Source organism: Methylobacterium sp. B1 (assembly GCF_000333255.1).
Lineage (GTDB): Bacteria > Pseudomonadota > Alphaproteobacteria > Rhizobiales > Beijerinckiaceae > Methylobacterium > Methylobacterium fujisawaense.
The window spans coordinates 1-21,554 of the sequence record NZ_BACT01000111.1; the positions used below are offsets into that span (position 1 = coordinate 1).

The 21,554-nt window shown below is 67.2% G+C and carries 18 protein-coding genes and 3 pseudogenes; 11 read left to right on the forward strand and 10 right to left on the reverse strand.

The window, feature by feature from the left end:
• Both I53_RS03250 and I53_RS32940 read right to left on the reverse strand, forming a co-directional pair.
• Positions 1–283: pseudogene (locus I53_RS03250) on the reverse strand (sensor histidine kinase); the annotation flags it as partial.
• On the reverse strand, positions 280–549 hold the full coding sequence (locus tag I53_RS32940) for a hypothetical protein (RefSeq protein WP_182592563.1): 270 nt from the start codon (positions 547–549) through the stop codon (positions 280–282). The pseudogene I53_RS03250 and the gene I53_RS32940, both read right to left, overlap by 4 nt.
• 29 nt (positions 550–578) lie before the next feature.
• Here I53_RS32940 and I53_RS03255 point away from each other — a divergent pair, with 29 nt between their 5' ends.
• Positions 579–1,922 (forward strand): dicarboxylate/amino acid:cation symporter, encoded by a 1,344-nt coding sequence (locus I53_RS03255; RefSeq protein WP_043346633.1) that lies wholly within the window; start codon positions 579–581, stop codon positions 1,920–1,922.
• A gap of 124 nt (positions 1,923–2,046) precedes the next feature.
• Here the strand turns inward: I53_RS03255 and I53_RS03260 are convergent, their stop codons facing one another.
• Together I53_RS03260 and I53_RS03265 are read right to left on the reverse strand one after the other, a co-directional pair.
• Complete coding sequence (locus I53_RS03260; protein ID WP_043346635.1) at positions 2,047–3,123, reverse strand: HD-GYP domain-containing protein; 1,077 nt, start codon at positions 3,121–3,123, stop codon at positions 2,047–2,049.
• Between the two features lie 22 nt (positions 3,124–3,145).
• Positions 3,146–3,631, reverse strand: coding sequence for a protein phosphatase CheZ (locus tag I53_RS03265; protein ID WP_236952834.1), 486 nt, complete (start codon positions 3,629–3,631; stop codon positions 3,146–3,148).
• 515 nt (positions 3,632–4,146) lie between these two features.
• Between I53_RS03265 and I53_RS03270 the strand changes: the two genes are divergently transcribed.
• The 3 genes from I53_RS03270 (at position 4,147) to I53_RS03280 (ending at position 6,693) form a co-directional block, all read left to right on the forward strand.
• Positions 4,147–4,749 carry a TadE/TadG family type IV pilus assembly protein gene (locus I53_RS03270; protein ID WP_091955289.1) on the forward strand — a complete coding sequence of 201 codons (603 nt, stop codon included), beginning with the start codon at positions 4,147–4,149 and terminating at the stop codon, positions 4,747–4,749.
• Positions 4,750–4,966: 217 nt separating this feature from the next.
• Entirely contained in the window at positions 4,967–5,362 is a 396-nt protein-coding gene (locus I53_RS34815; protein ID WP_251982199.1) for a hypothetical protein, read from the forward strand.
• Between the two features lie 38 nt (positions 5,363–5,400).
• Positions 5,401–6,693 carry a TadE/TadG family type IV pilus assembly protein gene (locus tag I53_RS03280; RefSeq protein ID WP_051044648.1) on the forward strand — a complete coding sequence of 431 codons (1,293 nt, stop codon included), beginning with the start codon at positions 5,401–5,403 and terminating at the stop codon, positions 6,691–6,693.
• A gap of 61 nt (positions 6,694–6,754) precedes the next feature.
• Here I53_RS03280 and I53_RS03285 read toward each other — a convergent pair whose 3' ends face one another.
• Entirely contained in the window at positions 6,755–7,372 is a 618-nt protein-coding gene (locus I53_RS03285; RefSeq protein WP_251982200.1) for a cupin domain-containing protein, read from the reverse strand.
• Positions 7,373–7,516: 144 nt separating this feature from the next.
• On the opposite strand from I53_RS03285, the gene I53_RS03290 reads away from it, so the two are divergent.
• The 4 genes and pseudogenes from I53_RS03290 (at position 7,517) to I53_RS35870 (ending at position 10,974) form a co-directional block, all read left to right on the forward strand.
• A complete protein-coding gene (locus I53_RS03290; RefSeq protein WP_043346644.1) occupies positions 7,517–8,290 on the forward strand; it encodes an ABC transporter substrate-binding protein in 774 nt (257 codons plus the stop codon).
• 5 nt (positions 8,291–8,295) lie between these two features.
• Positions 8,296–8,949: an amino acid ABC transporter permease gene (locus tag I53_RS03295; RefSeq protein ID WP_043346657.1), complete on the forward strand. Its 654-nt coding sequence runs from the start codon at positions 8,296–8,298 to the stop codon at positions 8,947–8,949.
• A complete protein-coding gene (locus I53_RS03300) occupies positions 8,946–9,677 on the forward strand; it encodes an amino acid ABC transporter ATP-binding protein (RefSeq protein ID WP_043346647.1) in 732 nt (243 codons plus the stop codon). The genes I53_RS03295 and I53_RS03300 overlap by 4 nt, the downstream gene beginning before the upstream one ends.
• A gap of 9 nt (positions 9,678–9,686) precedes the next feature.
• A pseudogene (locus I53_RS35870) lies at positions 9,687–10,974 on the forward strand (NAD(P)/FAD-dependent oxidoreductase).
• Between the two features lie 164 nt (positions 10,975–11,138).
• Here the strand turns inward: I53_RS35870 and I53_RS03310 are convergent.
• A complete protein-coding gene (locus tag I53_RS03310; protein WP_043346648.1) occupies positions 11,139–11,459 on the reverse strand; it encodes a hypothetical protein in 321 nt (106 codons plus the stop codon).
• A gap of 714 nt (positions 11,460–12,173) precedes the next feature.
• Between I53_RS03310 and I53_RS03315 the strand changes: the two genes are divergently transcribed.
• The 3 genes from I53_RS03315 to I53_RS03325 all read left to right on the forward strand — a co-directional run bounded on the left by I53_RS03315 (position 12,174) and on the right by I53_RS03325 (position 16,209).
• Positions 12,174–14,156: an acyl CoA:acetate/3-ketoacid CoA transferase gene (locus I53_RS03315; protein WP_043346651.1), complete on the forward strand. Its 1,983-nt coding sequence runs from the start codon at positions 12,174–12,176 to the stop codon at positions 14,154–14,156.
• Between the two features lie 339 nt (positions 14,157–14,495).
• On the forward strand, positions 14,496–15,368 hold the full coding sequence (gene mdcB, locus I53_RS03320; RefSeq protein ID WP_043346659.1) for a triphosphoribosyl-dephospho-CoA synthase MdcB: 873 nt from the start codon (positions 14,496–14,498) through the stop codon (positions 15,366–15,368).
• Between the two features lie 106 nt (positions 15,369–15,474).
• Positions 15,475–16,209 carry a DUF3750 domain-containing protein gene (locus I53_RS03325; RefSeq protein WP_083935953.1) on the forward strand — a complete coding sequence of 245 codons (735 nt, stop codon included), beginning with the start codon at positions 15,475–15,477 and terminating at the stop codon, positions 16,207–16,209.
• 60 nt (positions 16,210–16,269) lie between these two features.
• Here the strand turns inward: I53_RS03325 and mqo are convergent, their stop codons facing one another.
• From mqo to I53_RS03345, 4 genes and pseudogenes are all read right to left on the reverse strand, one after another.
• A complete protein-coding gene (gene mqo / locus I53_RS03330) occupies positions 16,270–18,000 on the reverse strand; it encodes a malate dehydrogenase (quinone) (protein WP_043346652.1) in 1,731 nt (576 codons plus the stop codon).
• A 642-nt stretch (positions 18,001–18,642) separates the two neighbouring features.
• Complete coding sequence (locus tag I53_RS35670) at positions 18,643–18,777, reverse strand: hypothetical protein (RefSeq protein WP_286009568.1); 135 nt, start codon at positions 18,775–18,777, stop codon at positions 18,643–18,645.
• Between the two features lie 157 nt (positions 18,778–18,934).
• Positions 18,935–20,041 carry a tlde1 domain-containing protein gene (locus I53_RS03340; protein WP_043346664.1) on the reverse strand — a complete coding sequence of 369 codons (1,107 nt, stop codon included), beginning with the start codon at positions 20,039–20,041 and terminating at the stop codon, positions 18,935–18,937.
• Positions 20,042–20,271: 230 nt separating this feature from the next.
• Positions 20,272–21,064, reverse strand: a pseudogene (locus I53_RS03345) (lytic transglycosylase domain-containing protein).
• Between the last annotated feature and the right edge of the window lie 490 nt (positions 21,065–21,554).

A 21,554-nucleotide genomic window follows, 5' to 3' on the forward strand; every position in this document is an offset into this window, starting at 1 on the left:
TCGGTCCCGGGGGACCTCTAGAGTCGACTTCGGGGTCGGTGGCGAGTGCAAGCGGCAGCGAGGCCTGCTTCTGCATCTCGGCCAGCAGCACGCCGACCTGAAGCCCGATGGCCGAGCGGGCGGCCCGCCGCAGATCCGACAGGGCCCAGCGTTCTGCGGTGCGGCCTGCGAGCCACGTCGCCGCCAGGACTGCGCAGAGCCCGAGAAGAATCGCGAGACCCCGCCGCGACGGCGTTCCGTCCGGCGTCCGGGCTCCGCGTTCGGGTGCCGCCGAGCGGATCAACGGGCTCCAACCCGTGCGGAAAGCCGGAACGCTTCGGCCCGAGGCGTGCGGAAATCCGCACGGGAACCGATCAGGCGGTCGCGCCACGGCCGTAAAAAACCGTTTCGTTTCAATAAAATGAAGAAATGCAACTCGCCGCCTTTCGGTGGCATGCCGGTTGCCATTCCCGCCACGTAACGCAGCCATGTCGTCAGTGAACGGCTGCCAGCCAAACGGCCAAGAGCAAGCGCGGACAGCGTCGGACCATTTCGACGCCAGCCGCCCAAACCGAAGCTATCGACAGGGAGAACGCCCCATGGCTGCCGTGCCATCACCACTCACCGCCCCGCATCCGCCCGCCAAACCGAAGCCGCTGTACCGGACGCTGTACTTCCAGGTCCTGGTCGCCGTCGCGATCGGCATCCTGCTCGGCCACTTCTATCCGCAGCTCGGTGCCGAGATGAAGCCGCTCGGCGACGCCTTCATCAAGCTCGTCAAGATGATCATCGCCCCGGTCATCTTTCTCACCGTCGTCTCCGGCATCGCCGGCATGACCAACCTGGAGAAGGTCGGACGCGTCGGCGGCAAGGCGCTGATCTACTTCCTGACGTTCTCGACGCTGGCGTTGATCGTCGGCCTCATTGTCGCCAACGTGCTCCAGCCGGGCAACGGCCTGCACATCGACCCGAAGTCGCTCGATCCGAAGGCGATCGCCACCTACGCCGGCAAGGCGAAGGAGCAGAGCATCGTCGACTTCCTGATGAACATCATCCCCACGACGGCGGTCGGCGCCTTCGCGGGCGGCGAGATCTTGCAGGTGCTGTTCTTCTCGGTGCTGTTCGGCTTCGGCCTCGCCTTCCTGGGCGACCGCGGCAAGCCGGTCCTGGACATCATCAAGGTGCTGTCCGAGGCGATCTTCGGCGTCGTCAACATCATCATGAAGGTCGCCCCCGTGGGCGCCTTCGGCGCGATGGCCTTCACGATCGGCAAGTACGGCATCAGCTCGCTCGCCAACCTCGCCTATCTCGTCGGCGCGTTCTACCTGACCTCGACGATCTTCGTGCTGGTCGTGCTCGGGGCGGTGGCCCGCTACAACGGCTTCTCGATCATCCGGCTCATCCGCTACATCAAGGAGGAGCTGCTCCTCGTGCTCGGCACGTCCTCGTCCGAGTCGGCGCTTCCCTCGCTGCTGGAGAAGATGGAGCGGGCCGGCTGCTCCAAGCCGGTCGTCGGCCTCGTCGTGCCCACGGGCTACTCGTTCAACCTCGACGGCACCAACATCTACATGACGATGGCGGCCCTGTTCATCGCCCAGGCGACCGATACGCCCCTGAGCTTCGGCGAACAGGCCCTTCTGCTCCTCGTGGCCATGCTGTCCTCCAAGGGCGCGGCGGGCGTGACCGGCTCGGGCTTCATCACGCTGGCGGCGACGCTGGCGGTGGTGCCCTCCGTGCCGGTGGTCGGGATGGCGCTGATCCTGGGCGTGGACCGCTTCATGTCCGAGTGCCGGGCGCTCACGAACTTCATCGGCAACGCCGTGGCCTGCATCGTGGTGGCGCGCTGGGAGAACGAGGTCGACGAGGACAAGCTCGCGGCGGCCCTTGCCGGCCAAACCACCCGACCGGCCGGCCACACGCCGGCCCTGCAGGCCGCCGAGTGAGCCGCGGCCGTCGCGGGCCGCGGGTGCGGCTCGCGACGGCCACATCCTAGACAAGCGATATGCGATCAGCCCGCGCAGACCGGCGGGCGGCTGTCCCGGGACTCCAAGGGCCGATCCACGGCCGTCAGCCCTGCGCGAGGGCCTGGGGTGCGAAGGCGGCGACGACCGGCCGGAACGCGCCGACGATCGCAGGATCGAGCCGGCCGGCCATGCCCTCCAGAATCGCGTATGCCGCCTCGCTCGCCATGGGCGCCCTATAGGGCCTCTGCTCGATCAGGGCCGCGTGGATGTCGCAGACGGTGACGAGCCGGACGAGGTCGGGGATGTCACGTCCCTTGAGCCGGTCCGGATAGCCCGAACCGTCGAGCATTTCGTGATGCGACCGGACCACCAGAAGCATCTGCTGCTCGAAGCCCTGCTCGGCGAGCATGCTGTATCCCTTTTCCGGATGCAGCCGCATCACGGCCATCTCGGTGTCGTCGAGCCGGCCCGGCTTGTTGAGGATGGCGGCCGGGATGTGGATCTTGCCGACATCGTGCAGCAGGGCCGCTTTGGTGACCCGGTGACGCTCCTGCACGCCGAGGCCGAGACTTGTCGCGAAGGCGGCCGCCAGCCCGGCCACCAGCAGGCAGTGCTGGTGCGTGGCATCGTCGAATTGGCGCACCGCCCGGATCCAGTCGCGGATCCCCGTATCCCGGATCGCGACGTCGATGGCCTGGGTGCCGTTGTCGATGACAGCGGGCGTGATCGGCTGATCCGCCACGAAGACCGATGCGTAGAACCCGCGCACCTCTGCCGCCATCCGGACCGCGCAGGCGGGCACCGGCTCCTCGACATGCGCCGCGACGGGTGACGGCGGTCGCTGCGCGCCGAGCCGATCCCGCAGGTGATCGATGTCGATGGGGGCGCACAGCGTGTGCGTCGCACCGAGCGCGACGCCGACGAGCCGGGTGCGCGGGCTCTCGGTCGGCAAAAGGACGACCAGGGGGACCCCGTGCCGGATCTGCACCAGGAGGCGCCGCAGTCGCTCGACGGATGCCGTACCGAGATCGAGGACGTCGGTGACGATCGCGGTCGGTGTGCCGACCGGCGCCGCCGCGGCGCGGAGGTCGTGGATCTCGCAAGACAGACCATCGGACAGGTCCCCCTGCAAGCCCAGGCTGCGTACGGGATCGTCCGTGATCAGAAGGATACGGCCCATCGGCACGCTCTCTGATCGCGGCCTACGGGAACATTGCGTCAACCGTGTCCTGCGAGACCGAGGCGTCGCCGGGTAGCACGGGGCCATTCAGCAGGGCCGCTTCGCCGCTGCGTCTGTCGTGCGGCAGGTTGGGCCGTGCCGGGCCATCGCCGGACGCCGACCAGACGCGCAGCATCTCGCCGATCCGCTCCTCCACGAGAACGATCGTGCGCACGACTTTCGAGATCCGCTGCCCGGTCAGATCCTGGAAGTTGCACGCCTCGAAGATGGTTTGCATCTCGGCCTGAATGGCCTCCGCGTCGGCCCGGGTCGCAGGGTGTTCCGAACGCCTCACGATCCCGCGGGCCAGCCCATCGACGGTCTCCGACGCCGTCAGAATCGCGTTCGTGGCGTCTTCCGTGCCTTGTACGACGGCGTGGAGCTCGTCGCAGGCGCGACTGGTCTCCTGCTCCTGTCGAAGGTCTGCGATTTCCTGGCGCGTCCGCGCGATCGCGTCCGAGATCGACACGAGCTGGCTCCGCAGGAGCCCGACACCCTCTTCTATGGAAACGACGTCCGGTACAGCACGGGCCATGATCGACGATCACCATGCGCTTTAATTTAGGCGCCGAAACTATCGGCCATGTCTTAAGCTGGGCTTAATGCCGATTGTTTCCGTGTCTCGTCAGCGTATCGTACGATTGATGACTTCAAGATTTCATGATTTCGTACTTCGAGCCGGTCGATCGGTCAATTTGATGCCCGTAGCGCCCTCCAGCCTGATGTTCGGAGGCGTGCAACGGTGGTCTGCTGGTCTGACAAGCGGCGGCCATCCAGGGCGCCGTCGCAAGACTCAAGGAATCTCTGCCAGTTCTTTCAACTTGAGGTGGATATGATGGTTAAATTTACAATTGCATGTTAAGTGACAGCATTCCGAATGGATCGATTTTGAACAATGCTGCGCGAAAAAAAAGTAAGCTTTTGATGCTCTTTTATCGGCGTGGTCCGGTCGAAGGCTGGGTATTGAGCACGGAAATCCGAACGGTGGTTCGCTGGCTTGATGGACGAGCGCAGGCGGCGCGCTTCGTGCGGGCGCGCGGGGGTGCGACTGCCGTGGAGTTCGCCCTCGTGGCCCTTCCGTTCTTCGCGCTGATCGGGGCCTGCCTGGAGAACGGGATCGTCTTCTGGGAGCAGGAGATCCTTCAGCAGGCAGTGTCCGATGCCGGCCGGCAGATCTATACGGGCTCCTTTCAGACCGCGAACACCGGCACCACCGATCCTGCGACCCTGATGAGCCGGTTCCGGACGGCGATCTGCACACAGTCGAACGGCACCCCGCGGGTGACGATCTTCAACTGCGCCAATGTCCGGGTCAGCGTCACGCAGGCCAGCAGCTACGCGGCCGCCAACCCTGTCTCGCCCGTGGCGACCAATGCCAGCGGCGCCAGCGACTGGAACGCAAGCTTCCCCAGCTATTCCTGCGCGGGCGCCTCCGCGATCGTGATCGTGCAGGCGGCCGTGGACGTCCCGATCTTCTTCCCGCTGCTCGGTGCGGCGACGCCGAGCCTGCCCAACAGGCGTCGGGTGATTCAGGCGGCGACGGTCTTCAAGGTCGAACCGTACACAACCCAGTCCGTGTGCTCCTGATGCGCCGGATTCTGGAACGTCTCGCGCGCTACCGACGCGACGAGCGCGGGATCGCCGCGGTCGAGTTCGCCTTCGTGCTGCCCCTCCTCATCATCCTGTATTTGCTACCGCGGAACTCACGCGCCTGGCCGACGCGAACCGCAAGCTGACGCTGTTCGCGCGCACGCTGAGTGATCTGTCGGGACGCGCGGACAATCCGAGTCCGACGGTCGAAGCCATGGCGACGATCGCGGGCGCCGCGACCGCGATCCTGCGTCCCCTCGATGCCTCGAATCTGCAGATCGTCGTCAACGCCATGGGTGTGGAGTCGGTCTCGGGCACGCTCTATGGCGGGGTCTGCTCCAGCTGGGCCCAGAACGCGACCAAGCGGCCGGCCCAGCAGCGCAACGGGACCAACGGGTTGCCTCCGACGCCGGCCGTCTATCAGTTCGACGGCGCCCGCTACATCCTCGGTGAAGTGACGATGACCTATACGCCGATCATCGGCAGTGCGCTCTACCGCTGGATCTTCGGCAGCCACGGCCTGACCTTCACGCGGCAGATCCCCTGGTCGGAGCGCACCGCGAGCGAGATCATCATGCCGGGCGGCGTGGCTTGCCCGATCTTCAACTAGCGCGACGGGGGCCCAACGTGTCCGCTGTTCCAGCCGGAATGAGCCGCCTCCTCACGCGCTGCGTCCGCACGTGTGCGCGCTCGCGATCCGGCCAGGTCGCGATCACCTTCGCCCTCGTGATGCTGCCGGTGCTGTTCGCCACGGGGGCGGCGGTGGATTATGGTCGACGCAACGCCGCCAAGGCACAGCTCGACGCGGCCCTCGACGGCGCCGTCCTGGCGGTGATCTCGCAGAAGACGAATTCGATCTCATCGACCAGCCTGCTGAACATGGAGACGCAATTCCGAGCGGAGGCCGCCAAGGTTCCGGGCGTTACCGTGACCTCCTTCAGCCCGGGAACACCCGTCAGCAACTCGGCCACACTCAGCTTGGCAGCGAGCTATACGGCCACGGTGAAGACGACGATCTCATCGTTGATGCAGGTGCCGGTCATGAACATCAACGGGAGCTCGTCCAGCACCCGCAACATGTTCCAATATATCAATTTTTACCTGTTGCTCGACAATTCGCCGTCGATGGGGCTGGCGGCGACCGACACCGATGTCGCCAACATGAAGATCGCGACAGGCGGCTGTGCCTTCGCGTGTCATCAGCACACCTACGACAATAAAGGTCGCATCACAGGGGATAGTCAAACCGACTTTTATCACGTGGCGCTGAAGAACAACATCAAGCTGCGCATTCAGGTCCTGCGTGACGCCGTGTCGGCACTGGTCGATCAGGCGAACGCAAGCATGTCGCTGTCGCAGCAGTATCAAATGGAAATGTGGACGTTCAACGATTCCACCACGCAGACCCAGCTCCAGGCGATGACGCCGACCCTGAGCCAGATCAAGGCTGCGGCGCCGAACATCGACATCGCGTACGCGTATTACAACCAGTCGGACAACCAGACGGATTTCGAGCGCGCCATCGCGGTCATGAATACCACGATCCCGGCGAGCGGGACCGGCATCACGGCGTCCTCTCCGATCCGCTTTCTGTTCCTGGTCACCGACGGGGTCGAGGATACCGGTGGCAGCGTCACGAACCAGAGCGCCGGCTTTCAAATCCAGAGCGACCGCTTCATCGGCCCTTTCAGCCCATCGACATGCAATGCGCTGAAAAGCAAGAACGTGCGGATCGGCATCATCTATACGCAATACCTGCCGATCTACGACAACGACTTCTACAATCGGTACGTCAGACCCTATGAGGGCCAGATCGGGCCGGCGCTGCGGTCCTGTGCGTCGGACGGGCTGTACTTCCCCGTTGCGTCCGGGGGCGACATCACCGCCGCCATGCTCAAGCTGTTCTCCACCGCGGTGGCATCCGTCCGGATCAGCAACTGAACGGGTTCCGGTCACTCCGGGGGGCCGGCATGGCCCTGCCTGTCGGCGGCCCTGCGTTCCGCTAAGGCGATCCGGCCGGCGTCGGTCCGAGGACATTGACCCACAGCACGATGGTTTGGCCATGCGGGTCGGGATTGCTGAACCGGTGTGGTCGCCGGCTCTCGAAGCGGAAGCTGTCGCCTTCCGCGAGTTGAAGGGTCCGCGCCTCGACGACCAGGGTCAGGCGCCCCTCCAGAACGAGGCCGGCCTCCTCGCCCTCGTGGCTGAACGGCTCGTCGCCGGTGCTCGCCCCCGGCCTCAGCACCATGTGGAAGAGGCTCATCCCGTGCGTGCCGCCGGGCGGGGTCAGCAACTGCTTGGTGATGCCGGCCCGCCAGAGCTGAAGTTCCGGCCGGTCCTTCCGGAACACGACGATCGGATCCGGATCGGGCTCGTGCGGGCTGGGCTCGAAGAGGCCGCCGATACCGATCTGCAGCGTGTCCGCGAGGAGCGCCAGAACCCGGAGCGAGGGCGACGACAGACCCCGTTCGACCTGACTGATGAACCCGATCGAGAGACCGGTGCTCGATGCGATCGCCTCGAGGGAGAGCCCCCTCGCGCGCCGGAGGCCGCGCAGGCGCTGACCCACGGCCCGGTCGACCGGTTCCGGACCCGTTGTGTCGCCTTGGGGAATGCTCACCGTCGCACCAACCTGCCTCTCGCGTGTCTCTTCATGCACGTGAAAGTCCCTTGCGTCGATATTGGAAACGTGCGGTATTCTTCACGAGAATGAAATCGGGCGGCGGCTCTCGTCGCGCAATCCGGTCATGATGGGAGCGGCAGGATGAGAAGACGGTTGGCCGGGCTGTGTCTGTCGTCGACGCTGCTCCTGGGAATCCTGGGGAGCGCGGTCGGCGCCCAATCCCTGAAGGTCGGTGCGACGCCGACAGGCCTGCCGTTCACCTTCTTGGACACCAAGACGAACACCATCCAGGGCGTGATGGTCGACCTCGTCAACGCGGTCGGCAAAGAGGCGGGCTTCACCGTGGCGGTCGAGCCGCTGCAATTCTCGACGCTGATCCCGGCGCTCACCGCCTCGAAGATCGACATCATCTCGGCGGCGATGTTCATCACGCCGCAGCGCAAGGAAGTCGTGGCGTTCTCGGCGCCGGTCTACAGCTACGGTGAGGGGCTGATCGTCCCGAAGGCCGACACGAAGGATTACATGTCCTTCGCTGACCTGAAGGGCGAGACCGTGGGCGCCCAGGTCGGCACCGCCTTCGTCGAGCCGCTGAAGAAATCCGGCCTGTTCGGCGAGGTGAAGATCTACGATACGATCCCCGACATCATCCGGGACGTGAACTCCGGACGGCTGAAGGCCGGCTTCGCCGATGCGCCGATCCTGGCCTACTACGTGAAGCAGGGAGCGTTCCCCGGCGTCCGCCTGGTTGAGACCTTCAAGCCGACCGTGGTGGCCTCGGTGGCCCTCAGCGTGCGCAAGACCGACGCGGACTTGCTGGCCAAGATCGACAAGGCGCTCGCCAAGCTGAAGGCCGACGGGACGCTCCAGGCGATTCTCACCAAATGGGGCCTGCCGCCATCGGCCGACCGGTCCTGAGCTCCATGCGCGAGTTCCTCGCCGATGCTCAGGAATACCTGCCGATCCTGCTGCAGGGCGTGCAACTGACCGTCCTGATCACCCTCGCCTCCCTGGTGGTCTCGACGCTCCTCGGCTTGGTCTGGGCGGTGATGCGCGTCTCCGGCATCGCCGTGCTGGCGGGCTTCAGCGCGGTGATGATCAACATCCTGCGCGGCATCCCGATCATCGTGCAGCTGTTCTACATCTACTTCGTCATGCCCGATTTCGGCCTGTCGCTGACCGCGGTGCAGGCGGCGATCATCGGGCTCGGCATCGCCTATTCGGCCTACCAGGCGGAGAATTTCCGCGCCGGCATCGAGGCGGTGGATCGCGGCCAGGTCGAGGCGGCGCTGTCGATCGGCATGGGCTGGGGCATGACGATGCGGCGGGTGATCCTGCCGCAGGCGATCCGGATCGCACTGCCGCCCTACGGCAACATCATGATCATGATGCTCAAGGATTCGTCCCAGGCCTCCACCATCACGGTGGCGGAATTGGCACTCCAGGGGAAGCTGATCGCGTCGTCGACCTTCAAGAATACCAGCGTCTACACGATGGTGGCGCTGATGTACCTCGCGCTCAGCCTGCCGCTCATCCTTCTGGTCCGGCATCTCGAGGCCAAGGGGCGGCATCGATGATCGTGCTGAAGGACGTGCGGAAGCACTACGGCACCCTGGAGGTGATCAAGGGCGTCTCGGCCGAAGTCACCAAGGGCGAGGTGGTGTGCATCATCGGACCCTCGGGGTCCGGCAAGTCGACCCTGTTGCGCTGCATCAACGGCCTGGAAGCCTATGACGGCGGCGACATCCGCGTCGACGGTCAGCGGGTCGACCGGGACAAGCGCAGCATCAAGGCGATCCGGACCCGGGTCTCCATGGTCTTCCAGCGATTCAACCTGTTCGCCAACCGGACCGCCCTTGAGAACGTCGTCGAGGGGCCGATCCACGTCAAGGGCGAACCCCGTGCGGAGGCCGAGGAGCGCGCCCGGGCGCTCCTCGCGCGGGTCGGCCTTTCCGGCAAGGAGCACGCCCGGCCGGACGAACTCTCCGGCGGCCAGCAGCAGCGCGTCGCGATCGCCCGGGCGCTCGCCATGCGCCCGGAGGCGATCCTGTTCGACGAGCCGACTTCGGCCCTCGATCCCGAACTCGTCGGCGACGTGCTGCGGGTGATGCGCGGGCTCGCCGACGAGGGCATGACGATGATCGTCGTGACCCACGAGATCGGCTTCGCCCGGGAGGTCGCCGACCGGGTGCTGTTCCTCGATGGCGGCCGGCTCGTCGAGCAGGGACCCGCCGCCGAGATCCTGAACCGTCCGCAGAACCCGCGCACGCAGGATTTCCTGCAGCGTGTGCTGCACCCGCTTTAGGACAAGGCCGTGGCCGAACCGTTCCCCCTCGCCCCCTCGCTCTGGGCCACTACGGCGGCGCCCGCGCCGGACACGCCGCCTCTCGTCGAATCCGGCACGGCCGACGTGGTGATCATCGGCGGCGGATTCTGCGGCCTGTCCACCGCCCTGCACTTGGCCGAGCGCGGCATCCGCCCGGTGGTTCTGGAGGCGCGGGAGGTCGGCTATGGCGGGTCCGGTCGCAACGGCGGCCAAGTGATCCCGGGCCTGAAATACGATCCCGCGGATCTCGTCGCCCGGTTCGGCCGAGAGCGCGGCGAGCGGCTCGCACGCTTCGCCGGCGGAACCGCCGACGTGGTGTTCGACCTGATTGCCCGGCACGGGATGGACGTGCCGCACCGGCGTGCCGGCTGGATTCAGGGTGCCCATACCGAGACGGGGCTCGCCGAAGTCGAGCGACGGGCGGCGCAATGGGCCGATCTCGGCGCGCCGACCCGCGTCCTCGACAAGGCCGAGGCCGAACAGCTCCTCGGGACCGGTCGCTATCGCGGCGGCTGGCTCGACGGACGCGGTGGCGCGATCCAGCCCTTGAGTTATGCCCGCGGCCTCGCCCGGGCGGCCCTGAAGCCGGAGCGTCGATCAACGGCGCATCGCCGGTGACCTCTCTCGAACGGACGGGGTCGGACTGGACGGTCACGACGGCCAGGGGCCCCGGCTGAATACCGAACGGGTCGGTCTGTGCACCAACGGCTACACGGGCGGCCTCTGGCCGGACCTCGCGCGGACCGTGATCGCGGCGAACTCCTTCCAGGTCGCCACGGTGCCGCTCTCCGACAACCTGCGGCGCTCGATCTTGCCCGAAGGCCATGTCTCGTCGGACACGCGCAAGCTCCTGCTCTACTTCCGGCTGGACCATACCGGTCGCCTGCTGATGGGCGGCCGCGGTCCGTTCCGGGAGCCGCGGAGTCCTGCCGACTGGGCCCATCTCGAACGGATCGTTGGCAAGCTGTTCCCGCAGCTCGACGGGACCGCCTTCGACCACCGCTGGTGCGGCCGCGTCGCGATCACCCGGGACTACCTGCCCCATCTCCACGAGCCGGCACCCGGCCTCCTCATCGATATCGGCTGCCAGGGCCGGGGCGTCGGCCTCCAGTCGGCGATGGGGCGTGCGATGGCCGCCTACATCGCCACCGGCGATGTCGACAACCTGCCGCTCCCGCTCACTCCGATCGCGCCGCTGCCGCTTCACGCCCTCCACAGACTGTACGTGTCGGCGATCATCGCCTGGTATCGCCTGAGCGACGGCGGCATCCGCTGAGGCGGCAAGGCCCGGCGTCTCGACGATCCAGCGAGACCCCCGCGGGCGGAGGTGCCAGCATCCCGACCGACAGGTCGGGAAGCGGACGCTATCGGCTTCTCGGGGCAATCGCGACCCGGCCATCGAGCCGCATCGGAACAGGCCTGCCGCGCCGGAGGAGCGGCTTACTGAAATCGCCGCATCTCCGGTGAAAGGGAGCGTCCGGCCTCGAGCAGGGCCCGAACCTTGCGGGTTGCATGCAGCAGGATATCCGGGCGGGCATCCTCGTAGGACGTCTCGTCGACGAAACTCTGCAGCGCCTCCGTGATCCGATCCTCGATCTCGTCCATCAGGGCGAGGCCTTCTGGACCTTCCCTCCGGAGATGTGCGTCCGCGAGGGTCAGATAGGCCGCGCTCGCCAGCAGGAAGGCGATCCCGTTCGCCTCCCGGGCCGCGTCTGAACTCGCGTCGCCGCCGTCCGTACCGTCTGCGACGTTGTCGTCCATCGGCCTATGCACTCCTCATCCGTCAGGCCCGCTGTGCCGCCTGCGCGGCGCCGCGCAAAGTAGGGAAAAAGGGGTCGGTCCCGTCACCATTCGGGCAACGTCGGCGGTGGGTGTGGCCTGCGCGCTTGCGCCCGTGGCTCAGCCGCTGGGATCGGTCCGATCCTGCGCGGCCCGCCGTTCGCGCATCCTGCAGAGCGCCCGCCGCCAGGCGGCCACGACGGCCTCGCGTGCGCCGGCCTCGGCGCCCCTGGTCGGATCGGCCGGCCGGCCCCTGCCCTCGCGCTGGCTGTTTCGGTCTCTCGGATCTCGATTCATGATCGCCTCCCTGCGTGACAGAGAGAGACGCCGAATCCAGGGACTCCGCGGTGAGGCCGCGCACGCGAACCGCGGAAACCGCGTGCGGGGGAGCACATGCGGTCACGCTCGAGCCGATCCTCGTCTGCGGCGCTGAGACCGCGCAATTTTTCTGATCGTGGACCGAAGAGTTTTTCAGCAGCGCCGGTCTGCATTTTAGGAGTACTGTCACGCGGCCGGCATGGGCCCTCGTGCAATGCCGCAAATATTGATGCGGTGCAATAACGATCGTATTCAAAACTCAGCTGACTCCCGGGGCCGATATGTCCCGGAACCACGGGGGCGGCGTATGGCAGAATCGGAGGGGACGGGCATCACGGCCGGCCGCACCTCCGAAGGCCGGGGAGGATCACGGGCTCCATGAGGAAGAACAAGGTCATCTCGGCGGAAGAGGCGATCGCGCTGATCCGCGAGAACGACGTCGTGACGACAACGGGGTTCGTCCAGAGCTGCATCCCGGAGGCCCTGCACGCCGCCCTCGAGAAGCGGTTCGTCGACACCGGATCGCCCCGTGGGCTCACCCTGATCATGACGGCGGGCGCCGGTGACAGCAAAGGGCTCGGCACGGGCCGCCTGCACCATGACGGCCTCCTCTCGCGGGTCATCGCCGCCAATTTCGGCCGCATGCCGAAGGTCGCGAAGGCCGCGCAGGACAACCTGATCCGCGGCTACAACCTGCCCCAGGGCGTCATCTCACAGCTGTACCGGGCCTGCGCCGCAGGCCAACCGGGCCTGTTCTCGAAGGTCGGCCTGAAGACCTACGTCGATCCGCGTCATGGCGGCGCCAAGGTCAACGAGCTGACCACCGAGGATATCGTCAAGCTCGTCGAGGTCGATGGTGAGGAGTGGCTGTTCTACACGGCGACCAAGATCGACGTGGCGTTCATCCGCGCGACATCGGCCGACCCGTCCGGCAACCTCTCCTACGAGAAGGAGGCGCTGACCCTGGACTGCCTCGCGCAGGCCATGGCGGCCCGCAACAACGGCGGCATCGTCATCGCCCAGGTCGAGCGCATCGTCGACGACGGATATCTTCTGCCGAAGGATGTGCGCGTCCCCGGTATCCTCGTCGACTGCGTGGTGGTCGCCGAGCCCGAGATGCACCGCATGAATTACGGCGTCATGCACGACGCCGCGCTCGCGGGCGAGATCCGCGTTCCGGTGGCGGGCATCAAGCGGATGCCGCTCAACGAGCGCAAGATCATCGCCCGGCGCGCCGCCTTCGAGCTGCCGCCGAACGGCGTCGTCAATCTCGGCGTCGGTGCGCCGGAGGGCATCTCGTCGGTCGCCAACGAGGAGAAGATCACGCCCTACATCACTCTTACCACCGAGGCGGGCGCGGTCGGCGGGGTGCTGGCCTCCGGTTCGAGCTTCGGTGCGGCGACCAATGCCGACTGCATCATCGACCAGAATCAGATGTTCGACTTCTACGACGGCGGCGGGCTAGACATGACCTGCCTGGGCATGGCCGAGTGCGATGCCGCCGGCAACGTCAACACGTCCAAGTTCGGCGGCAAGCTGAATGGCTGCGGCGGCTTCATCAACATCTCGCAGAACGCCCGCACCGTGGTCTTTGCCGGCACGTTCACGGCCGGCGGCCTCGAGATCGCGGTGAACGACGGTCAGGTGCGCATCGTCAGCGAGGGCAAGGCGCGCAAATTCGTCACGCAGGTGCAGCAGAACACCTTCTCGGGTCCCTACGCGGTGGAGCGGTCGCAACCGGTCCTCTACGTGACCGAGCGCTGCGTGTTCCAGTTGACATCGGACGGTCTTGAACTGATCGAAGTCGCACCCGGCATCGATATCGAGCGGGATATCATCGCCCACATGGATTTCGCCCCCGTGGTGCGCAATCCCGTGCCGATGGATCCGCGCATCTTCCGCGACGAGCCGATGGAGCTGATCTCGGATCTGCTCAACCTCGATCTCAAGTCGCGTGTCAGCTACGATGGCGAGCGCAACATTCTCTTCATCAACTTGGAAGGCTGGTACTGCCGGGTGAAGGGCGACATGGACGAGCTGCGCATGACCATCGTCGAGGCCTGCCGCAAGGCCGGCCAGCGGGTCAACGCCGTAATCAACCACGACGGCTTCCGGCTCAACGAGAACCTTGTCGATGATTACGCCGGCATGGTCCAGTATCTGCAGGCGAACTACTACGCCACCACGACCCGGTACGCGACGAGTGCGTTCCTGCGCCTGAAGATGGAGGAGGCCCTGAACAACCGCGGGGTCGCACCACACGTCTTCGAGCGCAAGGAGGAGGCGCAGGCCTTCGTCAGCAGCACCGAGGACAAGAAGGCCCGGAAGCGGATCTCTCCGGCGGTCGCCTCGGCGGCCTGAGGAGAGTGCCGGCCGCAGGCGGCCGGCAGTTCGGGGCATTTGCCGCGCCGTCCCGGACGGGTCGGCGTGGCGGACCGTCCGGGACGGCATTCGGCGCGTCGTCGGTGGCTCTCGTGGGAGGGCCAAGCCCCGGCTCCCCGCGGTTATCGACAGATCACGCCTCCGCCGAGCCACACCCGCCATCCGCGGCGATAGTGTTTCCGGAGGATCTCCAGGCCGGAGACGCCCAAGCAGACTGGGGCTGATTCCGACGCATGCACGCGCCGTTTCTTCCCGTATAGGTTGGGCCGGCCCAGTTCCGTCCGGCCATGTCGGCGCACGCCTCGGGGAGGTCCGCTCCTGCACGCTCATCAGAACCTCGCCGTCGCGACGGCCGATGCCGGACGCGCCCAGCCCCCCTGGGCCGAGCGCGTCGCCGACCTCGCTCATGCGGCTCTGATCGAGGAACTGGAGACCTGGCCGAAGCCCGGCCTCGTCAGCCCGGTGGATTCCGGCAGCCACGACGACATGGATGCCGACACCCTCCACCGGAGCGCGGCGGCGATCCGGCCGTTCTTCGCCGAACTGGTCTCGGCGGGGAGCCGAGGGGCGGAGATGGCGGAACTCCGCGGGATCGGGCTGCGGGCCGAGGCCGCGATGATGCGGGCCACCGGCGGCGTCAACGCGCACCGCGGCGCCATCTTCTCCCTCGGTCTGATCTGTGCGGCGGCTGGCACGCCGGACACGGGGCGCGGATCCGCCGAGGCGCGGGCCGAACGCGTCGGGCATCTGTGGGGAGCGGCGATCGCCGGGGCCCCTGTCTCGCCGGTGAGCCATGGCGGACGGGCGGTGCGCCGCTTCGGAGTCGGCGGTGCCAGCGCCGAGGCGGCGGCCGGCTTCCCGACGATCCGAACGGTCGGCCTGCCGGCGCTGCGCGCCGGGCGCGCCTGCCGGCCGGGCGAGCCAGAGGCGGCGCGCGTGCACTGCTTCTTCGCGCTGCTGGCGGTGGTCGATGATACCAATCTCCTCCATCGCGGGGGACCCGACGGCCTCGGATGGGCGCAGGCGGCGGCGGCGGACTTTCTCGCGGATGGCGGAATCGCGGCGCCGGGCTGGCGGGACCGGGCGGCCGCGATCCACCGCGCCTTCGTGGCGACGCGCCTCAGCCCGGGTGGCTGCGCGGATCTCCTCGCCGCGACGCTTCTGCTCGACGCGCTCGCCGCCGCTGGTTGAGAGCGACGGTGCGAACCGATCCGCGCGGCCGCGTTCCACTGGCGGCATACGTCGGGGCACGCGCAGCCTTCATCCGGCCGGCCCATCACCCGGAGTTCCCTCGTTCGTGACCTGCTTCAGGATCGTCCTCCTCGCGCTCGCCGTGCTCTTCGTCCTGCCCGTGGCGGCATCGGCCGTGCTCTACGCGACGCGGGCGAATGGCGACTGGCGTCTCGCGGATCGGTCCAGCGTCGGTCTGCTGCCACGCGCGGATGCGCATCCCGGCGCCGTGCTGCGCATCTTCTCGGCGCGGACCGTGAGCTGGCGCGGCATCGTGGCCACGCATAGCTGGATCGTCATCAAGGACCGCGACGCCCCCGCCTTCAGCCGGTTCGACTACACGGCCTGGGGGCAGCCGATCTGGGTCGACCGGTTCGTGCCGGACGGGCGCTGGTTTGGAAATCCGCCGTCGGTCGTGTTCGCGGCGGACGGGCCGGAGGCGGAGGCGATGCTCCCGCGGATCCGCAGGGCTGTGTCCGAGTACCGCTACAGCCGGCCCGGCGACTATGTCGTCTGGCCCGGGCCCAACTCGAACACCTTCGTGGCCGCCGTGATGGCGGCGGTGCCGGAGATCCGCGCCAGCCTGCCGACGACGGCGATCGGCAAGGATTTCCCCTACGACGGGCGCTGGGCCGGCCTGACGCCCTCCCGGACCGGAATCCGCGTCAATCTCGGCGGCTATGCCGGAGTGACCCTCGGCTGGGTCGAGGGATTCGAGCTGAACCTGCTCGGAGGCGTCGCGGGGATCGACCTGCGGCGGCCTGGAATCAAGCTGCCGGCGGTGGGCCGGCTCGGCCTCTGAGCGGCGGATCCGGCCACCACCCTGGCAGGCGTGCGCGCAGTCGCGCACGCCGAACCAGTCCTACGGCGCGAGGTCGTGGACCGGCTCCTTCACCGGCGTGGCACTGCTGTTGAGCACGGTGCTACCGGTCGGGACCGGTTTCAGCACGGCCCGGTCGATCTGCGGCGGCGTCGGCAGCTGGAGCTGTGCGCTGGTCTCGGCCCATTCCTGGGCGACGCGCTCGGGATCGTCGTTGAGCCTCGTGCCGTAGCTGGGGACAATCGCCCGGATCTTGGCCTGCCATTCCGGCGTGGCGACTTTCTGGGCGAACACCTTCTCCAGCACCTGCAGCATGATCGGCGCCGCCGTCGAGGCCCCGGGCGAGGCCCCGAGCAGGGCCGCGATGCTGCCGTCCTTGGCGTTGACGATCTCCGTTCCGAGCTTCAGGACGCCGCCCTTGTTCGCGTCGCGCTTGATGATCTGGACGCGCTGGCCCGCCTGCCAGAGACGCCACTCCGCCTTTTTGGCGTTCGGGAGGTACGCGCGGAGCGCCGCGATCCGGTCGTCGTCCGACAGCATGAGCTGTCCGGCGAGGTACTCGACCAGCGGGAATTCGTCGACGCCGACCTTCATCATCGGCCAGATATTGCTGGTGGTGGTGGAGCTGAGGAGATCGAAATAGGAGCCTTCCTTCAGGAACTTGGTCGAGAAGGTCGCGAAGGGCCCGAACAGGATCACGCGCTTGCCGCCGAGCATGCGGGTGTCGAGATGGGGCACCGACATGGGCGGCGAGCCCACGGACGCCTTGCCGTAAGCCTTGGCGAGGTGGAGCGTGGCGACGTCGGGATTGTCGTTGATCAGGAACGAGCCGCCCACGGGGAAGCCGGCGTAATCGTCACCCTCCGGAATGCCGGATTTCTGCAGGAGGTGCAGGGCGCCGCCGCCTGCGCCGATGAAGACGAACTTGGCGTCGACCGTCCGGCGCGTGCCGTCCTTGAGGTTCTTCGAGGTCACACGCCACGAGCCGTCGGCATTCTTCGCGATGGTCTCGACTTCGGTCGAGAGCCGGAGCTTGAAGCTCGGCTGCTTCTGCAGATGGGCGACGTATTGACGGGTCACCTCACCCCACTCGCAGTCGGTGCCCAGCGGCGACCACGTCGCGGCGACCTTCTGCTTCGGATCGCGCCCCTCCATCATCAGGGGCACCCATTTGCGGAGCTGCTCCGGATCCTCCGAATACGCCATGCCGGCGAAGAGCGGGCTCGCCTTGAGAGCCTCCCAGCGCTTTTTCAGATACGCGATGTTGTCGTCGCCCCAGACGAAGCTCATGTGCGGCGTATAGTTGATGAAGGTGTGCGGATCCTTCATCACGCCGGTCCTGACCTGATGCGCCAGGAACTGACGGGTGACCTGGAAAGCTTCGTTGATCTCGACCGCCTTGGCGATCTCGATCTGTCCCGTCTTGTTCTCGGGCGTATAGTTCAGCTCCGCCAGGGCCGAGTGTCCGGTGCCGGCATTGTTCCAGCCGTTGGAGCTCTCCAGGGCGACCTGATCGAGCCGCTCGACCATCTGGATCGACCAATCCGGCTCCAGTGCATTCAACCAGATGCCGAGGGTCGCGCTCATGATCCCGCCGCCGATCAGCAGCACGTCGACGGTGCCGTCGGCACCGTCGGCCAGGACCGGCGAGCCCGGCAGCGCGGCCACGGCCAAGCCCGTCGCGGCCGTTCCGAGGATCTGACGCCGGCTGAGAGGCAGCGCGGCCGAGGCACGGCGGTTACGCAGGTCGTGAGTCTCGTCGTCGCCACGCATGGGCAGATCCCGCTTTTTGCGTACCGGACAGGCCCGATCGGCCGATCCGCGTACGGAAGACACTCGATACGACGAGCGAGAGTCCCGCTCGTCAGGCCTTCCGGATCGTTTCCCCGTTGCCGTGGCGGCGTGGCGGCGGTCTCGATCGACCCGACACGACGGTCCGGCGCGTGTCCGCAGCGGTGCGAAGTTCCGATGCCCGCGCAGATCGCGAGGCGACGGAACGTACCGATGCGACGCGCGTGTCTCCTGCCACTCGGACGCCCGATCCGGCCGGAGCCGTACTCTTCGGTCCAAGACCTCGAACGCGCACAGGCGCGATCACCGAGGGGGAGGAAAGACGCTGGCTGGCTTAGCTCAGCAGATTGATGTCGGCCTCTTAGAGGACGACGCTCGAAAGGACAATCGCTGCAGGGGTTGCATTCACCGTCTGCCTGTCAGGCCCGGATGCAAGCATCGAAGGTTGACGACCAACCGCGGTATGACAGGCCAGCACGATCGCGCGTCGCCGATAGACTGTCCGGGATCGTGCGTCCGGATCCGCGATCGACGTTATCGGATGGACTGGCAACGGCTGATGCTGCGCGACGGCCGGCGGTCGGTTCAGTTCGGCATGACGCGCCCTGGCGTCGTCAAGTCGGTTCAGTCGCCGTCGATCCGGGTGGCGCGTCGCAGGTCGGAGGCGACCCTTTCGGGCGCCTTGGCGGTCTGGACGTCGGTGACCCACCGGTCTCCCCCGATCCGGTGACAGACGGTACCGGCGACGAGGGTCTCCATGTGCGCGGTCCGAACGGGCCGGAGGATTCCAGCTTGCGGACGCTGCCCAGCGCATCGATGAGCGGGCCGGCCTCTCGGTCCGTGACCTTGGACGGCACGACCGGCCGGTTCAAGGCGCGAGGCGCGGCGCGCCGCCGGCTCAGGTCGCGGGGCGGGTTCAACCGCCGTTGCGGGCCATCCGGGTCGTGACCGTACCGGCGGCGAGGCTCGGAAGCGGATCCTGCGTGCCGCTGACCACGACGAGGCGCTGCACCTCGCCGCGCAGGAAGGCCTGAAGGAACCGCTCGTAGTCGCGGAACGACACGCAGCCGTTCGAATCACCGCGCGGCCCCAGCATGTAGGTGTGCGCCAGAAGGCCGACACGGCCATAGACCGCCTCGTTGCCGCCCACCGGCGTGAGCCGGATAGCCCGAACCCCGTGGAACGGCCGCTCGCGCTCGGTGAGATCGTAGGTTCCGGGCGGCGTCGGCCCGCGCATCCGCACATTGACGAGGCGGGGATCGTCCAGCCCCTCCCCGAGACCCGAATGGGCCTCAAGACGCTCGCCGTTCGGCAGCGTCACGGTCTTGGCGGCGATGTTGTAGACGGCCACTCCGCCCGTCGGGCTCGGCGCCGGGGACAGCGCCAGCGGCGGCGAGATCCGCCGTTGCGGCGCCACGTCCGCAGGCTTGCTCTCCAGAGCGGCGTAGGCGAGAGCCGGTCCGCGCTCGATGCCGAAGAGCTTCTCGAGGAAGGACCGCTCGTCGGTCTGGGGAGCGGGCTGCGCCACAGGCGGGACGTCGCGGCGCGCCATGCGCCGGTCGGACCGACGCGCGAAGCCGGTTCCGGCCGGCGCACGGAATTCGGGCGGCCGCGGAATCGGAAGCGGGACGACCATCGCGGCCTGCGGCGGCTCCGCGGCTTTCGGTTCGGTCTCGGCGCCGGGCTCCGGCACGGGTTCTGGTGTCAAAGCGGGCGGCGCGATCTGGGTCCAAGCCCAGCGCGACAGCTTTCCGCCGGCGGCTTCCCGCCACGGATCAGGCGATCCCACCGTTTCCGATTCGACGACGGTGGCCGCCGCCGTCTCAGCGGCATCCGATCTTTCGGTCGACGCCTCCGTTCGGGCGATCTCGATCTCGGCGGCCGGATCCGGGGCGCGGTGCAGGACGCTGCCTCCGAGGGCAGCGAGGGCTACCACGCCGGTGAGCACCGAAAGGGGCGCCAGCCAGGCGCCGCGCGCAGTCTGGGATTTGAGGCCGTCCAGCGGCACGGATTCGACAGCCATGCGGTTGCCCATGCTCCTCGTCGCGAGACGGGGCAGACCGGCGGCAGCCTTCCACCACAGGGTGAGGAATCGCCGCGGGCGGACCGGCCCCGCTCAAAGCGAAACAGCGGGGTCGGGCCGGCTTTTCTGCGGCGATGCGATGGTCGATCTTGGATCGATCGAGACCATTTTCAGGCGCACCGCCACCAGTGTTCGTGTCTCTAAGACACGGATCTATGTGCGATAGACTGCTAGTCGTTGTCGATTTGACGCCCGAGCAGCGCGATCGCCTTCTCGTAGACCGGGGCCGCGTTCCAGCCCTGGATCGCCGCGAAGTTCGGCTCGCCGGGCTGGTAGCCGGCGCCGGCCCGCCAGCCATGGGCCTTGAGGAAGTTCGCGGTCGACGACAGGGCCGCCCCGACATTGTTGAGGTCGCCGGTGCCGTAGGTGAGCACGTTCTTCGGCAGGAACTGCGTGTGGCCGACCTCGCCTTGCGCCGCGCCGCGGGTGCTCGGGGTGAGCAGGCCGCGATCGACGAGGGTCAGGCGGCGTAAAGCTGATCCGTGAAGTATTCGGAGCGGCCGCAATCATAGCGAGCGTCGCACCCGCCGAGAGCGTATTGACGTTGCCGCGCACGGCGCNGAAGCCCGTCTCCATGCCCCAGATCGCTAGGAGCGGTCCCGGCGGGACGCCGTAACGCTGCTCGATGGACTCGAAGAGGGCAGCGTTCTGCCGCTTCAGGGCGCGTCCGCGGGACACGATGGTCGGGCCGCCGCGCTTGGCGAGGAATTGCTCAAGCGACAGCTTGAAGCTGTGCTGTCCGCGATCCGCCGAGATCGTGGCGGTGGAATAGGTGGTGTTCTGCAATGCCGCGAGGCTGGCAGCGCTGGCCCGGCCGCGCGCCTCCTCGGCAAACTGCCGCTTCCACGCATCGAACCCGGCCGCTGTGTTGCCGCACTGCGCAGCCTGCACCTGCCCGGCGCTGAGGGCGATCCCGGCAAAGGCCGCGACCGCGATGGTCTGACGCCGCAAATTCTCGATCACGCGAAACACTCCTTCGGCGCGTCCTCGCGCCCTGTCCTGCTGGCGATACCGGGCCACATCTGGTCGATAAGAGGGCGAGAAGATGTCGAAGGGGCGACCTTCACCTTTCTCGCCCTCAAATCATTGCGCATCCGCGGATCTCCGACGAGAGCGCGGTGGCTGCGGGTTGGCGGCATCGTGAATGCCGCGTTTTCAGGCGTAGCCACCGCTTGAGAGGCGCGAGCCACGGTTCAAAGAACAGGCATTGGGCGGATCGCATTCCTGGCGTCGGTCGAAGATGTTCCGTCTGGATCATCGCTATTTTGCCAACGAAATTAGGATTGGCTCGCGCCGTTGATGATACTGTCACAACGCTGTCAAACGACGGACATAGCTTTGCCGGCGGAAAGACTTCTGCGGAGGGGCGGCGTGGGGTCGATGATTGTCGGTGTGGCTCGGCATGAACCAAGAGTCCGCCACCCGCATTTGCGCTCCTCCTGATCGGCCGATG

Bases quoted from the DNA above. Each gene is read 5' to 3' on its own strand.
- I53_RS34815 (WP_251982199.1), top strand. From the start codon at position 4,967: ATGGCGACGATCGCGGGCGCCGCGACCGCGATCCTGCGTCCCCTCGAT.
- I53_RS03340 (WP_043346664.1), bottom strand. From the start codon at position 20,041: ATGGCTGTCGAATCCGTGCCGCTGGACGGCCTCAAATCCCAGACTGCG.
- I53_RS03280 (WP_051044648.1), top strand. From the start codon at position 5,401: ATGAGCCGCCTCCTCACGCGCTGCGTCCGCACGTGTGCGCGCTCGCGA.
- mqo (WP_043346652.1), bottom strand. From the start codon at position 18,000: ATGCGTGGCGACGACGAGACTCACGACCTGCGTAACCGCCGTGCCTCG.
- I53_RS03295 (WP_043346657.1), top strand. From the start codon at position 8,296: ATGCGCGAGTTCCTCGCCGATGCTCAGGAATACCTGCCGATCCTGCTG.
- I53_RS35670 (WP_286009568.1), bottom strand. From the start codon at position 18,777: ATGGAGACCCTCGTCGCCGGTACCGTCTGTCACCGGATCGGGGGAGAC.
- I53_RS03300 (WP_043346647.1), top strand. From the start codon at position 8,946: ATGATCGTGCTGAAGGACGTGCGGAAGCACTACGGCACCCTGGAGGTG.
- I53_RS03260 (WP_043346635.1), bottom strand. From the start codon at position 3,123: ATGGGCCGTATCCTTCTGATCACGGACGATCCCGTACGCAGCCTGGGC.
- I53_RS03310 (WP_043346648.1), bottom strand. From the start codon at position 11,459: ATGGACGACAACGTCGCAGACGGTACGGACGGCGGCGACGCGAGTTCA.
- I53_RS03290 (WP_043346644.1), top strand. From the start codon at position 7,517: ATGAGAAGACGGTTGGCCGGGCTGTGTCTGTCGTCGACGCTGCTCCTG.
- I53_RS03255 (WP_043346633.1), top strand. From the start codon at position 579: ATGGCTGCCGTGCCATCACCACTCACCGCCCCGCATCCGCCCGCCAAA.
- I53_RS03315 (WP_043346651.1), top strand. From the start codon at position 12,174: ATGAGGAAGAACAAGGTCATCTCGGCGGAAGAGGCGATCGCGCTGATC.